Raw genomic sequence first — 13,595 nt, forward strand, 5'->3', positions numbered from 1 at the left:
TTCGGCCGTGAGGATCTATATAATACAGACTAGAATTGCTTTTAAGGGAAAAGAAGTTATGGTATTGAGTTGATTTTTACCAGGTATCTCTAAAAGAAAAGCACCTTTTAAGTGTTGAAGTTCAAGGCTTAAGGGTGCTTTTTTAAATATATTTGTTAAAATTGAAAAACTGCTGGTAAAATTTCAAGTGAAGTCTTTATTTTAAAGGGTTTAGAGGGTATAATGAAAAATGGTAAATAATAATACTTGTCTACTACAAAAGAATTTTAGGAGAGTGATACATCATGCTATTTAATAGAAAAATATTTTATCAGGACATAGTTCCATCGGTAGAAATCAAAAAATTAATAATATTAGTTAAAAAGCTATTACCAGATGTCGTTTTTAATATGGCCAGCTTAGAAGGAAACCCATTTACGTATCCTGAAGTACAAACTTTACTTGATGGGATTACCATAGGTGGACACAAAGTAAGTGATGAGCAGCAAATTTTTAGCATTAGGAATGGATGGAATTATTTATTTGATTTAGTAATTAAAAACGATAAGAAAATTGATATCAATAGTTTCAATAAATTTAATGATATAGTTGCAAAAGATGAAGCTTTAATAAGTGGTGTATTTAGAACAGGTCAAGTTAGAATAGCTGGTACTGAATTTATTCCTCCAAGAGCTGAAGAGTTAGAAAGTATTTTTATAGATGAATTACCTGAGATAATGAAAAGATGTAAAAGTAAAACAGAATTAGCTTTTGAAATATTTCTATGGGGAGCCTTAAATCAATTTTATTATGATGGAAACAAAAGAACTTCTAGGTTAGTATCTAATTTGATTTTAATATCAAATGGGCAAGGAATATTTAATATAAAGGCAAAGGACAGATTGCAATTTAATACTTTAATGATTGATTTTTACAATACAAGAGAAGCTGATAGTATATTCAAGTTTTTCTATAATAATTGCTTAGAAAGATATTAAATAAATTTGAAAAACTGCTGGTAAAATCTTAAGTAAAGCCATATTTGCACGATTGGATTATAGATAAATAAGATCGACACTTAACTTATAAAAAATATTTATTGGTAGCAGTTAACACAAGTTAAATATCTTTTAGAGGACAGAGGACAATTGACAGAGGACAGTGAAGGAGGATTTTTTTTCCGCTTCACTACGAAAAATCTTTAATTTTAAAAAACTTCTGTTCTCTTGTTTCTATGGAGCTCTATATGTTTAAGCGATGTTTTGCCTTAGCGAAACAAGCCTAAAAAAATAAATTAATTTTCTGACGTAAGGAAGAAAACTCACCTTCACTGTCCTCTGTCCTATGTAAATTGTCCTCTAGAAATACATTTATATATTCCAAACATTACCAATAACTCTGATAGTATAAGTTAGGGTATCTATATATGAGCAAAATTTAAAATTTATATTATTTAAAATTAACGTATAAAGTTAGTAACAGCTCTAGGTTCTTTATCAGGTAATTTAACTCCTGTTTCCTTACCTGCTTGTATACAGTTTAAAAGCCATGCCATGTTTTTACCAAGAGTTCTCATTGTTTGCATTCCTTCTAAATCTTGTTTTACTTCTTCAGGAGTATTTCCATGAACCATATTCCAATACTGAGAAGATACAATAGGCATATTGGAAATTGTAAAATATTTATTTAACTGTTCAAAAGCTGCAGTTGAACCGCCACGGCGACAGCTTACAATTGCAGCGCCGGGTTTATACTGAAAAACATTTCCAGCGTAAAAAAATCTGTCTAAAAAAGAGGTTATTTGGCCAGATGCACTTGCATAATGTACAGGAGAGCCAAAAACAAAACCATCAACAGTCTTAGCTTTTTCCAAAGCAATATTTACAGTATCATCATTAAATACACATAAACCATCAGTCTTAGAGCATCCACCACAAGCCATACAGCCACGAATAGGTTTGCTTCCAACATGAAAAATCTCTGTTTCAATTCCATTGATTTCTAATTCCTTTGCTACTTCAGCTAAAGCAGTATAAGTACAGCCATTAATTTTAGGACTTCCATTAATAAGTAACACTTTCATATAATCATGCCTCACTTTAATAATATTTATATATTCATATATAATATTATTTTAAAATGAGAGTATCTTTTTTACAAGTGCACACATTTTTGTGATATAGTATCTAAAAGTATACTATAAAATGATAGTAAGTAATGGCTGCAGGAGAACATTACTTTCATACTATCTTATATAATTTACTACATTTAAGTTTCTTTTAGGGGCAGTTAGTTCTTTGTTTAGTACTTTGTATCCTAAAGCTACACCATAATAAGGTTCATATCCATCTGGAATGCCAAGTTTTTTGATTTCATCTTCTAGTTTAAAGAAAAATGTTATCAGACCAATCCAGACAGAACCAATATTTAAGCTTTCTGCTGCTAGGAGCATATTTTGTATTGCTGCAGAGCAATCGACCTTTGGAGAAAGTGCGTTTTTATTACCAGATACAATAATTAATGTTGGAGCATCATACGCCAGGTTCATTTTGGAATTTAATCCTATATTTTTAATCCAATCAATTTGTGATTTTGTCATTAACTCCTTAGATTTGTCACTAATGTGTTGTATTATTTCTTTGTTTTGAATAACAGTAAAGTGCCATGGCTGGTCATTATGACCAGAGGGTGCGTAAATACCAGATTCGATAATTAAATCTAAATCTTCTTGTTTTATTTGTGTAGGTAAGTAAGCTCTTACACTTCTTCTATTTTTTATTGCATTTAAAACTTCATTCATATAATTTCTTCCTTCCTTGTTGATTTTATAAAATAATATCATTAAAACCACTATTATAAAAGTACGCACAAATTTGATATGTAATATCAAAAATGATACTATTTAAATTAGGTATAAAAATATATAATTTAAAAATGTAATAGGAGAGAAAATTAATGTCAAAATCAATTAATTTAGAATCAGAGTGTCCTATGAATTTAACTATAAATATACTTAGTGGAAAGTGGAAATTATCAATTCTATGGCATTTATCAAAAGGAACTATTAGATTTAATGAATTACAAAGAAAATTAGGTAATATTACTCAAAGGACATTGACAATGCAATTAAGAGAGCTGGAAAAAGGTGGAATAATTTATAGGGAAGTCTATCCGGAGTCACCACCAAGAGTGGAATATGGCCTCACTAATATTGGAAAAAGCATGCAGCCTATATTAAGTGCCATGTGTGAATGGGGAAAAACTTATAAAATCCATGATCTATTCTAAATTATGTTAATAGCTGGGACGAAGGACTTCAACCTTATTGGATAAATACCAGCAGTAATGATTTAGTGAAAAAACTTATAGCACGGGGAATTAAGAATATAATAGAAGTTGGTATTGCTTCTGAAGGAAAAGAGGTTATGGTATTAACTTGATTTTTACCAGGTAGCTCTAAAAGTAAAGTGCCTTTTAAGCGTTGAAGTTCAAGGTTTAAAGGCACTTTTTAAAATATATTTATTAAAATTGAAAAACAGGTGGTAAAATTTTAAGGAAAGGCTTTATTTTAAAGGGTTTAGAGGGTATAATAAAAAATAAGAATGGCTATTTTACAGTGGTTGAACCTTAACATGAGATGTATTTAAATGAACTTAAAAAGCAATTTAAAAACGGTGTGAATAGGTTGAACCTTAACATGAGATGTATTTAAATTTATCTTTATTATAGAATATAATTGATTTTTCTGTGTTGAACCTTAACATGAGATGTATTTAAATTCTACACTAATACCTTCAATTGGCATCTGTGCTGTTTGTTGAACCTTAACATGAGATGTATTTAAATCTTAAGCTAATATATTATTAGTTTTCGCGTTATTTCCAAGTATATCTGTATATAATATCTGTTCTTGCCAATTTATAATGATAAAGGCTGTGTATTTAGGAAGTTATATCCCTTTGTGCACAGCCTTTATATATTTTTTGTAGTAATAACAGTCTTCTATCTTGTTTTAAGATTGAGGAGGGGTATAATGATAAATCATACAATTGAAACAAATATTTGAAGATGGTATAATTTTAGACAGTATATGAATTATATTGTAGTAAAATGAAGAAAAGGAGGATAAGTTGTTGGAGTGTAATAACTTGATATATGCATTTGCTAAATATCTGAAAAATATTGATAAACAAAGATATAATAAATTATTAAATATATTTTCAATTAATAACAATGATAATGTAGAAAAGGCATATAGTGCAGCTATAGGTAATCAGAAAATTGAAATGGGAAAGAACTCTATTTATAAATTGAGAAACATATTATCGAATTCTGATAACAGTTATTTCTCATTTAGAGAATTAAAATTAGACTTTGATTCATTAAAGAAAAGCAAAAAAGAAGATAACACCATTGAAAGATGTGTTTGGAATAATTATATAGATGATGTACTTAATAAACTTGAATCAAGTAAGGATAATTTTAAAAAAGTTTATTATATATGCATGAAGTATTTAAGTAATATTCCTGCTGTTAACAAAGAAAATTGTGATATTTCACTATTTGATATTTGTAAAATAACCTCAGCTATAGTAAAGTGTCAGGAAAAAAATCATAACGAATTCCTATTGATAAAAGGTGATTTTTCTGGAATACAAAATTTTATATATAAAACTAAGAAAGCAGATGCTTTAAAAACTTTAAAAGCACATTCTCTTTATTTGACTCTTCTGCAGGATTTATGTTCAAAGTATATAGTTAGAAAACTTGACCTTAATATTACTAATATTTTGTATAGTGGTGGAGGAAATTTTTATATTATAGCAAGCAAAGAGAATATAGAAGCGTTTAAAAAAATAAGAGAAGAGTTAAGTAAAATTTTGCTTAATGCTCATAATGGAGAACTTTATTTAGCTCTGGCAGAAGTTGAATTTACATTAAATGATTTTAATAGCTTTGAAGAAGTTTGGAAGAAAGTTGGGGACAGTGTAGGAAAAATTAAGAATAAGAAATGGAATGAAGTAGGTCTTAAAGAAAATTTTAAAAAAATATTTGGACCTATAGATGATGGCGGAAGATTAAATCAAACATGCAGCATTTGTAATTGTATATCTGAAAAATTAGATGAAGAGAAAAGATGTCCATTATGCCAATCATATATAGAATTGATAGAAGGTGCAAGAAATAAAAAGTACTATATAGAAGAAGAGATAGAGTTTGATTTGATAAAAGATACATATGATAAAGTAACGGATATATTCAAATCGTTAGGCTATAATATTTTTTTTACTGAAGACTTTTATAGAGTAAATGAAAAAACTACAATATATTCAATTAATGATTTTGGCAATGATGCTGTAGATGGCTATATTTTTAAAAGTGTAAAGCTTAGTACTAATTCATTAGACGAAATGGTGGCAAGCAGCCAGTTATTAGGAGATAATAAAATTGGTGTTATTAAATTAGATGTTGATAACCTTGGAAGTTTATTTATTAACACAAAAAGTATTGGACAAGTTATTGGGCTGAGCAGAAATATTTCTACATTTTTTGAGGGTTTTGTTGAAAAAACTATAGAAAATAATTATATTCCTGAAAAGTGCAGACAGTATTTAAAAACTAAAAATTGGAAAGAAAAGATTACAATAATTTATGCAGGTGGTGATGATACCTTTGTAGTAGGAAGATACGAGGAGGTATTTGAATTTGCATATGTACTTAGAGAAGTATTTAGAACATTTGTAGATTGTAAAGATAAAACTTTTTCAGCTGGCGTAGGAATGTTTAATTCAGATTTTCCTATTCTTAAAACAGCTGAAATCACAGAAGATTTCTTATGTAGAGGAAAGTTAACAGAAGGAAAAGATAAAATATGTTTTCTTGGAGAAATTTTTACATGGGAGCAATATTTAGAACTAATTAAATTAAAAAACCTTATTGAGAAAATATATGGGAAAACAAAAAGCAAAAGCATATTTGAAAAAATAGATAAAAGTACTAAAGGCTTTAAGGCTGTTTTTAAAAAAGGTGATAAAAATGTGAACTATATAAAAATGTATAGATTAGCATATTACTTAAGAGATTTGAAGACTGATGAGAATATTGAAATGATTGAAAGTTTAGTAGAACAATATGAAAATATATGTTTAAGTGCAATAACAAAATCAGATTTGAGTAAACAAGCTATGATAATACCGTTTGCTAATAAATGGGCACAATGTAATTGTAGACATATAACAGGAGGAGATAAGATTGTATAACAATGAAAAGTATTTTAGTGAAATTATACTTAGAATTACAAGCTTAACAGATGAATATGATAGTTATATATATAAATGCAAAAAATATGCAGAATATTTAAGAAATGAAAAATTAACTACTTCACAAATAAGGAAAATATACAGCGATATTATGAATGCTAAAACAGCAATGGATTTGAAGAGACTAAGACCAAGACTTGCGTATATAAGAGGAAAAAGCGAAAATAGTCGTGCTAAATATGCTATAAGAAGTTTAATTGATATTTTGGACAAAGGTATTGAAAGCTTAAATGTCAATGATAATGAAGAAGAAATAAAATCCTTAAAAGAATTTATTGAAACTATAGTGGCTTATAGAAAATACTATGGTGATAATACATAAAGGAGGAGAATTATTAAAATGATAGGTAGATTAATTATAAATGCTGATTTAGTTGTTAAAACAGGATTACATATAGGTGGAGGAAGCTCAAGTGTGGAAATTGGTGGAATAGATAATAGTGTGATAAAAAGTCATAAAGGAGAGCCTTATATTCCAGGTTCGTCTTTAAAAGGCAAGCTTAGAAGCCTCACAGAACTTGCCCATAATAAAATGAGCAAAAATGAAAAAGGAGAAAATCTTCCTTGTGATTGTGGAGAGTGTTTTGTTTGTAAAATATATGGGATTTCTGCTAGTGAAAAAAACAAGAGTTTAGATAGATTTCCCACAAGAATTATAGTAAGGGATGCCTTTTTAAAAAAGAATATAGCTGAAGACATGAGAAAAAAAGAAGGAGATTTTAAAGATTTAGAATTAAGCTATACAGAATCAAAATGGGAAAACTCAATAGACAGGCTAACTTCTAAAGCAAATCCAAGACTTTTTGAAAGAGTTCCAGAAGGAGCCATATTTGATCTAGAAATAGTTTATACAATATATAACGAAAGAGATATTGATAATATTAAACGCTTAATGGAAGGATTTCAGTTTCTTGAAGATGATTATTTAGGGGGAAATGGTACAAGAGGATATGGAAAAGTTAAATTAGAAAATATTAAATTTTTTACAAAAACAATAAATGATTATACAAGTAAGCAATTTGGGGATATTAAAGCTTCTGTAAATGAAATTGATGATATTTGGTTTGGTAAGTTAAAAGAACAAATGATTGATGCTAAGTAGGTGGTAAAATGAAGAAGGTTACATTAAGCTTTAAAGATAATGCAAAATTTCATATTGGTGAAGAACTATATGATTATATATCCTCTGACAAATTGTATTCTATGATTATTAATGCGTTATCTTATGTAATTTCAGCTGATGAACTAAATGGCATAATAAATTTAATAAATAAAAAAGTGAGAATATCATCAGCTTTTTTGGGAATAAAAATAACTAAAAATAATGTATCAAAGAATATAGATTTTTTACCTAAGCCTTATTTACTAATTAAGGAAAAAGAAATTTCAAAGGAAATAGAAGAAGAAAATTTGCTGAATAGAAAAAAATACAAAAATATTATGTGGATATCACACCAGTCTTTTGGAAGCTTAAGCGAAAGATATGATTTAAAGGAAGATACAATTGATTATAGTTTTAAGAATGGATTTATTGTTGACGGAAAATATTATATAGAAAACAATGAAGTAGAAGATGATGTTAGAAAAGTATTAGAAGATTATACTCCAATACAAAAAGATATGCTTCAAAAAAATACCATTGATAGATATACTAAAGAGTCTATAAATACTTACTATGATTCCTTTAGCATATTATCTACTAAGGAAGCAGAAGGAATAAGAATAGAGCCATATTTTTATTTTTTCATAGAGGATAACGAAGAAATATTAAAAGATAAATACATTCAAGCTCTTCAATTTATATCAATAGGTGGAAAAAGGTCTTTAGGTGCAGGAGTAATTGAAGAAATTATTGTGAGTGATTATAAATTTAATATTTATGATAACCAGAAAATATATGTGAATATTTCTATGGTTTATCCTGAAGAAAGAGACTTAAGCAGTATAAGCAAATATTCTTTAGAAAACAGAAATGGATTTATTTTTTCAAAAAAATCAACAAGTATAAAGAAGCCAGCATTGAGACTGATAAAGGAAGGTAGTATTTTCACTGGAAAAGTAGAAGGGGATATTTATACTTTTAAAGTAGAGGGCATTAATCATAGTATATATGTTTATGGTAAAGCGTTTTTGTGTCCATTTGGGGGTGAGAGATAGTGGAGCATTTACAGAAGGATATACTAAACTTGGAAATAAAAACACTTTCACCTGTTGCAATTTTAGATGATAGTAATAGTAAATTAAGCCCTTATATAGATATTGTAAAAGACAAAGATGATTTTATTTTACTGGATATTGATAAAATTTCAGATATTCTTATTAAAGATGAAGAATATTATAATAAATATTTACAGATTTTACGTAATAATAGAAGTAATAGTAGGGATAAATATACTATAAGAAATCTATTGCAGGATAAGCATATAAAGCTGGAAGAGGTTGAGGCTGGTAGAATTAAATGTGGCTGCAATATAAAAGGAAATGTTGAAATAAATACATGCATTAAATCTAAAGGGATACCATATATACCAGGAAGTTCTTTAAAAGGCTGTATTAGAACAGCTATTTTATACAACAAAATAGATAAAAATGATATTGTAGGTAAAAAAACAATATTTACAAGAGAATATATAGGACAAGATATATTTAGAAAAAATCCTAAAAGTGTTCAAGAAGACATTTTTAAAAATCTAATAATAAGAGATACAGAAATAGATAGCAATATACAAACCTCTATATATGAAGCTAGAAGTATAAATATATATAAGGATATTAATTCTGAAAAATTGAATTTAGATATGAAGATACTCCTAGAGTGTATAGATAAAAAACAAACACTAAATTCTCAAATAGTATTAAAGGGTAATGATTTTACAAAAGAGGATTTGTTTTATAAAATAAATGATTTTTATGAGAAGGTTGTAAATAAAGAACTAGAAGAGATCTGTAAAGTTAGATTTAATGAAAAAGATATACTTATAAATGAGTATAATCTTTTATTAGAGAAAATAAAAAAATTTAAAAAGGACAAAAATGGGTTTATAGCTAGAGTTGGGAAATTAAAAGGTTTCTTTAGTAATACCTTAGCAGCGGAACTTAGTGATAATGAAATTTATAGTCTTGTAATAGACCAAAAGAAGAAAAGAAAAAAAGGTGAATTTCCTACAACTAAATGGGTGATTTCAAGTGATAATGACATAAGGGGAACTTTTGGATGGATTGAGGTGAAGGAAATATGAAACAAAATATATTAGTTACGAATTTAGGAAATCGGGATCTTCAAATACATAAAGATAATATTGAAGCAATTAAAGAATTATATAATGATGATGAAGAAATGAAAGAGGTTTTAGATAAAGGGAGACTAGAGAATGACAGCTACATGGTATTCTCTAAGTGTTTTAGAGAATTAACCCAAAAAATATTAGAGCATTATCCTAAAGGAATTAAATATATTGATTTTCCTATAATTAAATCTATTATTAAAAAGATTGAAGGGGATTTAGAAGAGGAAAAGTTACAAAAAATTATTTTGATGATAACAGATCAGGAAGATATAAATTATAATGGACAAGATACTGTATATTTAGGGGAGATAATAAAGAAATTACATAGTGATAAAAAATTAGAAATAGGATTGAATCAATCAAAAGATAATATAGAAATAGTTAGTTTTTGTACAAAATCAAATCCTTCTGATTATGATGAGATGAGAAAGTTCTATCAAGAAAAATTAAGTAAAGAATATGATTCAAATAAAATTTTCTTAAATATAACAGGTGGTACACCAGCCATGGCTTTTGGGCTATTATATAATACAAGTATAAATGCAAGCTGTAGAGTTATACCATTTTATACAAAACAGAATACTAATAGATCAGTAAAATTTAATGTATCTGAAACTATTAGAAAAGATGATGACAAAAAGCAGATATGTGAATTTATTACTAAAAATGACTATATGGCGGCGAAGATATTACTTGAGAAATATAATAAATATGGAGTTTCAGAGAAGAAATATGAAACGGCTTTAAATATGATAAAGGCAGCACATGCACGAATTCAATTTGATTTTAAAAATGCAAGCATATATATAGAAAAGGCAGAAGATTATGATAGTGGAAGTAGGTCCATTTGTGATAAATTTATATATTTCATAAAGGAACTACAGAACAATGAAAAAATATATTTATTAAATGAATTGAAAAATAATGCTATATATGAATATGAGAATGGAGCATATACTGATTTTCTTGGACGTGTCTTTAGAATGGAGGAAGATATATATCGATCCATTCTAATTAAGAAAGATATATTGAGAATAAATGAAAATGATAATTTAAAGCTTAATAATAAAGCTGAATTAGAAAGTGCAGGAATTGTTGTTAAGGGGAAACTTAATGTGCCACAAATGAGCAAAATATTAGATGCAATTTTAGAAAAAGAAAGTGAAGAATATAAATTATATGTTCATTGTACTAAAATGGATAAATTAAGGCAAATAAGAAACGATAGTGTACTAGCACATGGATATAAAGGAGTATCAAAAGACGAAATAGATGGAGAAATAGGAAATGCTATTGAATTTTTAGATAGTAGGATATTGCAGTATAAAAATATATATAATATTGAAATTAATGACGATAATTTTTATGATAAAAATGGTGAATTTAACAGCCATTTGAGAGAGCTTATAGAGGAGATATAAAATGAATTTCTATGAACTAAAAATAATGGTAAAGCTATCAATGGATATGAATTTTGTTGACGTTCCCTATAATATAGGTGTATTTATAAATAATTCTATGTTAAAGACAGCTTTACTGAAAAAATTCCATGAAGAAAAGTTTTATAAATATGTATTTGATACTTTTTATCCAATAGAAAGGGACAAGGTATATAAAAAAGATAAAATATACTCTTTCCGACTTAGAAGCATGAATATTCAATTGCTAAATAAAATGGCAATAGCTATTTACAATCATAATTATAATAATATTAAAGCTATAGATGTTGATTTAAAAATGGAAGAAGTAGATAAAATCAATGAAATATATACTTTAAAACCTGTTATTGTTACTATAGACAGTAAGCCATGGCTTAAAGAAAAATATTCAGTAGATTTGTTAGTGAAAAGGTTAAACGATAATTTAGAGAAAAAACTTAATCAAATTGGAGAAGAATGTGGAGTTATGGCATCAGGTACGTTTATTAGTGAAATAGAAATTTTGAATAAATTTCCTATGAAATATAGCTATAAATCCATTAATCTATTGGGAAATAAAGTGCAGATAAAGGTTAATCAAGATGAATTTAGTCAGAAAAAGGCTTTAGCAGCTATTGCTTTGGGCTTAGGAGAAAAAGGCAGTAGTCTTGGAGCTGGTTTTTGTGATTATAAATAATATTTTACCAACCTTAATTTAAAATAAAGTGCATTTTAAGTCTTGATATTCAAGGCTTAAAGGTATTTTTTAAAACACATTTGGTGAAATTGAAAAACAGCTGGTAAAATTTTAAGGAAAGTGTTTATTTTAAACGGTTTAGAGGGTATAATAAAAATAGAAAATGGCTATTTTACAGTGGTTGAACCTTAACATAAGATGTATTTAAATAACGCTTCAAATTTATCTACATTCAAAGAAGCTATTGTTGAACCTTAACATAAGATGTATTTAAATAAGTCAGACGAGGCTAGTTTTTGTAAATGGGCCAAGGGTTGAACCTTAACATAAGATGTATTTAAATAACAAGATCACGGGCCTGGCTAAGTTTGGTTTTGCGGTTGAACCTTAACATAGAATGTTATTATACACAATATTGGAGTGTTGATATTGCTATAAAAATTAGTAGTAGCCTTTACTTTTTATAAATGTTTAAACTTATAGAATTCATGTTAAAATAATTATTAAGGAAGGAAGTGATTAGGTGAAAAAAATTCCTATTGGTATAAGTGATTTTAAAAAGTTAGTAAGTGAAAAGTACTATTTTGTTGATAAAAGTCCATTAATAAAAGAAATTTTAGAGGATGGTAGTGAAGTTATATTGTTGCCAAGACCAAGGCGTTTTGGGAAAACTATAAATATGAGTATGCTTAAGTATTTCTTTGAGAAAACTGATGAGGATAACAGTTTTCTTTTTAAAGATTTAAATATATATAAACATAAAAATAGCATGGAAAATCAAGGAAAATATCCTGTGATTTATATATCATTTAAAGATCTAAAAGATAAGGATTTTAATAAATGTTATGAAAAAATAAAGGACCTTATAAGTGAACAATATGATAGATTCAGCTATGTAGTAGAAAAGTTAAGTGAAGTGGATAAAATTTATTATAATGACATTTTGTTTAAAAAGGCATCACAAGCACAATATGAAGCTAGTATTAAAAATTTAAGTAAATTTTTATGCAAATATTATGAAACTAAAGTTATAATGCTAATGGATGAATATGATGTACCTATCCAAAGTGCTTATTTAAATGATTATTATGAAGACATAATTGAATTTATGAGAAATTTTTTAAGTGGAGGAGTTAAAGATAATGAATACCTTGCAAAAGCAGTAATGACAGGTATTCTTAGAATTGCAAAAGAAAGTATATTTTCAGGTCTTAACAATATAAGTGTTTATAGCATTTTGAAAAATAAATACAGCAGTTATTTTGGATTTTCAGAAAAGGAAATAGAAGAAATTTTCCAATATTATAAAGTGGAATTTAAATTAGATGAAGTAAAAAGCTGGTACAATGGTTATGTGTTTGGAGAGAATATAATATATAATCCATGGTCTATTCTAAATTATGTTAATAATTGGGATGAAGGACTTCAACCTTATTGGATAAATACCAGTAGTAACGATTTAGTGAAAAAGCTTATAACAAAAGGAGGGCAGCAGCTTAAAAGTGAGCTTGAGGATTTAGTTCAAAATAAAATTATAAGTAAAGAAATAAATGAAAACATTGAAATGAAGGAAATAGATAAAAGTACAGAAAATGTATGGAGTTTTCTTCTTCTTAGTGGATATTTAAAAACAGTAAAGAAAAATAGAAAAGCTGATGGAAGACTTGTATGTGATTTAGCTGTACCAAATTTAGAAGTTAAGTATTTATATAATGAAATAATAATGAGTTGGTTTAAAGAAACTTTAAATAATGATCGTTTTAACTTTATGTTAGAAAGCCTTATAAGAGGTGATATAAAAACTTTTGGTAAAATACTGAAGGATTTTGTTTTAAGCAGTGTAAGTTATTTTGATGTAGGAGGCAGAGAAAGTGAAAAGGTGTATCACGCCTTT

The 13,595-nt window shown here is 27.3% G+C and carries 12 protein-coding genes; 10 read left to right on the top strand and 2 right to left on the bottom strand.

Features of this window, described 5'->3' with window-relative positions:
• Positions 1-284: 284 nt before the first annotated feature.
• Positions 285-977 (top strand): Fic family protein, encoded by a 693-nt coding sequence (locus I6U48_RS19640; RefSeq protein ID WP_218322176.1) that lies wholly within the window; start codon positions 285-287, stop codon positions 975-977.
• Between the two features lie 461 nt (positions 978-1,438).
• Here I6U48_RS19640 and I6U48_RS19645 read toward each other — a convergent pair whose 3' ends face one another.
• Positions 1,439-2,062 carry a flavodoxin family protein gene (locus tag I6U48_RS19645; RefSeq protein ID WP_218322177.1) on the bottom strand — a complete coding sequence of 208 codons (624 nt, stop codon included), beginning with the start codon at positions 2,060-2,062 and terminating at the stop codon, positions 1,439-1,441.
• A gap of 162 nt (positions 2,063-2,224) precedes the next feature.
• Entirely contained in the window at positions 2,225-2,779 is a 555-nt protein-coding gene (locus I6U48_RS19650; protein WP_218322187.1) for a nitroreductase family protein, read from the bottom strand.
• A gap of 155 nt (positions 2,780-2,934) precedes the next feature.
• On the opposite strand from I6U48_RS19650, the gene I6U48_RS19655 reads away from it, so the two are divergent.
• From I6U48_RS19655 to I6U48_RS19695, 9 genes are all read left to right on the top strand, one after another.
• The gene (locus I6U48_RS19655; protein ID WP_218322178.1) at positions 2,935-3,267 is read left to right on the top strand and encodes a winged helix-turn-helix transcriptional regulator; all 333 of its coding nucleotides are present in this window, start codon (positions 2,935-2,937) and stop codon (positions 3,265-3,267) included.
• Positions 3,268-4,112: 845 nt separating this feature from the next.
• Entirely contained in the window at positions 4,113-6,239 is a 2,127-nt protein-coding gene (cas10, locus tag I6U48_RS19660; RefSeq protein ID WP_218322179.1) for a type III-A CRISPR-associated protein Cas10/Csm1, read from the top strand.
• A complete protein-coding gene (gene csm2 / locus I6U48_RS19665) occupies positions 6,232-6,621 on the top strand; it encodes a type III-A CRISPR-associated protein Csm2 (protein ID WP_218322180.1) in 390 nt (129 codons plus the stop codon). Before cas10 ends, csm2 begins: the two co-directional genes overlap by 8 nt.
• An 18-nt stretch (positions 6,622-6,639) precedes the next feature.
• Positions 6,640-7,401, top strand: a complete 762-nt coding sequence (gene csm3, locus I6U48_RS19670; RefSeq protein WP_218322181.1) for a type III-A CRISPR-associated RAMP protein Csm3 — start codon at positions 6,640-6,642, stop codon at positions 7,399-7,401.
• Between the two features lie 8 nt (positions 7,402-7,409).
• A complete protein-coding gene (gene csm4, locus I6U48_RS19675) occupies positions 7,410-8,456 on the top strand; it encodes a type III-A CRISPR-associated RAMP protein Csm4 (protein WP_218322182.1) in 1,047 nt (348 codons plus the stop codon).
• Entirely contained in the window at positions 8,456-9,538 is a 1,083-nt protein-coding gene (gene csm5 / locus I6U48_RS19680) for a type III-A CRISPR-associated RAMP protein Csm5 (RefSeq protein WP_218322183.1), read from the top strand. Before csm4 ends, csm5 begins: the two co-directional genes overlap by 1 nt.
• Positions 9,535-11,007: a hypothetical protein gene (locus I6U48_RS19685; RefSeq protein ID WP_218322184.1), complete on the top strand. Its 1,473-nt coding sequence runs from the start codon at positions 9,535-9,537 to the stop codon at positions 11,005-11,007. The genes csm5 and I6U48_RS19685 overlap by 4 nt, the downstream gene beginning before the upstream one ends.
• 1 nt (position 11,008) lies before the next feature.
• Positions 11,009-11,701, top strand: a complete 693-nt coding sequence (locus tag I6U48_RS19690) for a CRISPR-associated endoribonuclease Cas6 (RefSeq protein ID WP_218322185.1) — start codon at positions 11,009-11,011, stop codon at positions 11,699-11,701.
• 523 nt (positions 11,702-12,224) lie between these two features.
• Positions 12,225-13,595: AAA family ATPase (locus tag I6U48_RS19695; RefSeq protein WP_218322186.1), on the top strand; the 1,371-nt coding region annotated here is incomplete at its 3' end.

The sequence above is a fragment of the Clostridium thailandense genome (genome assembly GCF_019207025.1).
Classification (GTDB): Bacteria; Bacillota; Clostridia; order Clostridiales; family Clostridiaceae; genus Clostridium_AM; species Clostridium_AM thailandense.

What these genes read in the sequence shown, in the direction of transcription:
- I6U48_RS19640 (WP_218322176.1), top strand. Translation starts at nt 285, where the DNA reads ATGCTATTTAATAGAAAAATATTTTATCAGGACATAGTTCCATCGGTA.
- I6U48_RS19645 (WP_218322177.1), bottom strand. Translation starts at nt 2,062, where the DNA reads ATGAAAGTGTTACTTATTAATGGAAGTCCTAAAATTAATGGCTGTACT.
- I6U48_RS19650 (WP_218322187.1), bottom strand. Translation starts at nt 2,779, where the DNA reads ATGAATGAAGTTTTAAATGCAATAAAAAATAGAAGAAGTGTAAGAGCT.
- I6U48_RS19655 (WP_218322178.1), top strand. Translation starts at nt 2,935, where the DNA reads ATGTCAAAATCAATTAATTTAGAATCAGAGTGTCCTATGAATTTAACT.
- csm3 (WP_218322181.1), top strand. Translation starts at nt 6,640, where the DNA reads ATGATAGGTAGATTAATTATAAATGCTGATTTAGTTGTTAAAACAGGA.
- csm4 (WP_218322182.1), top strand. Translation starts at nt 7,410, where the DNA reads ATGAAGAAGGTTACATTAAGCTTTAAAGATAATGCAAAATTTCATATT.
- I6U48_RS19685 (WP_218322184.1), top strand. Translation starts at nt 9,535, where the DNA reads ATGAAACAAAATATATTAGTTACGAATTTAGGAAATCGGGATCTTCAA.
- I6U48_RS19690 (WP_218322185.1), top strand. Translation starts at nt 11,009, where the DNA reads ATGAATTTCTATGAACTAAAAATAATGGTAAAGCTATCAATGGATATG.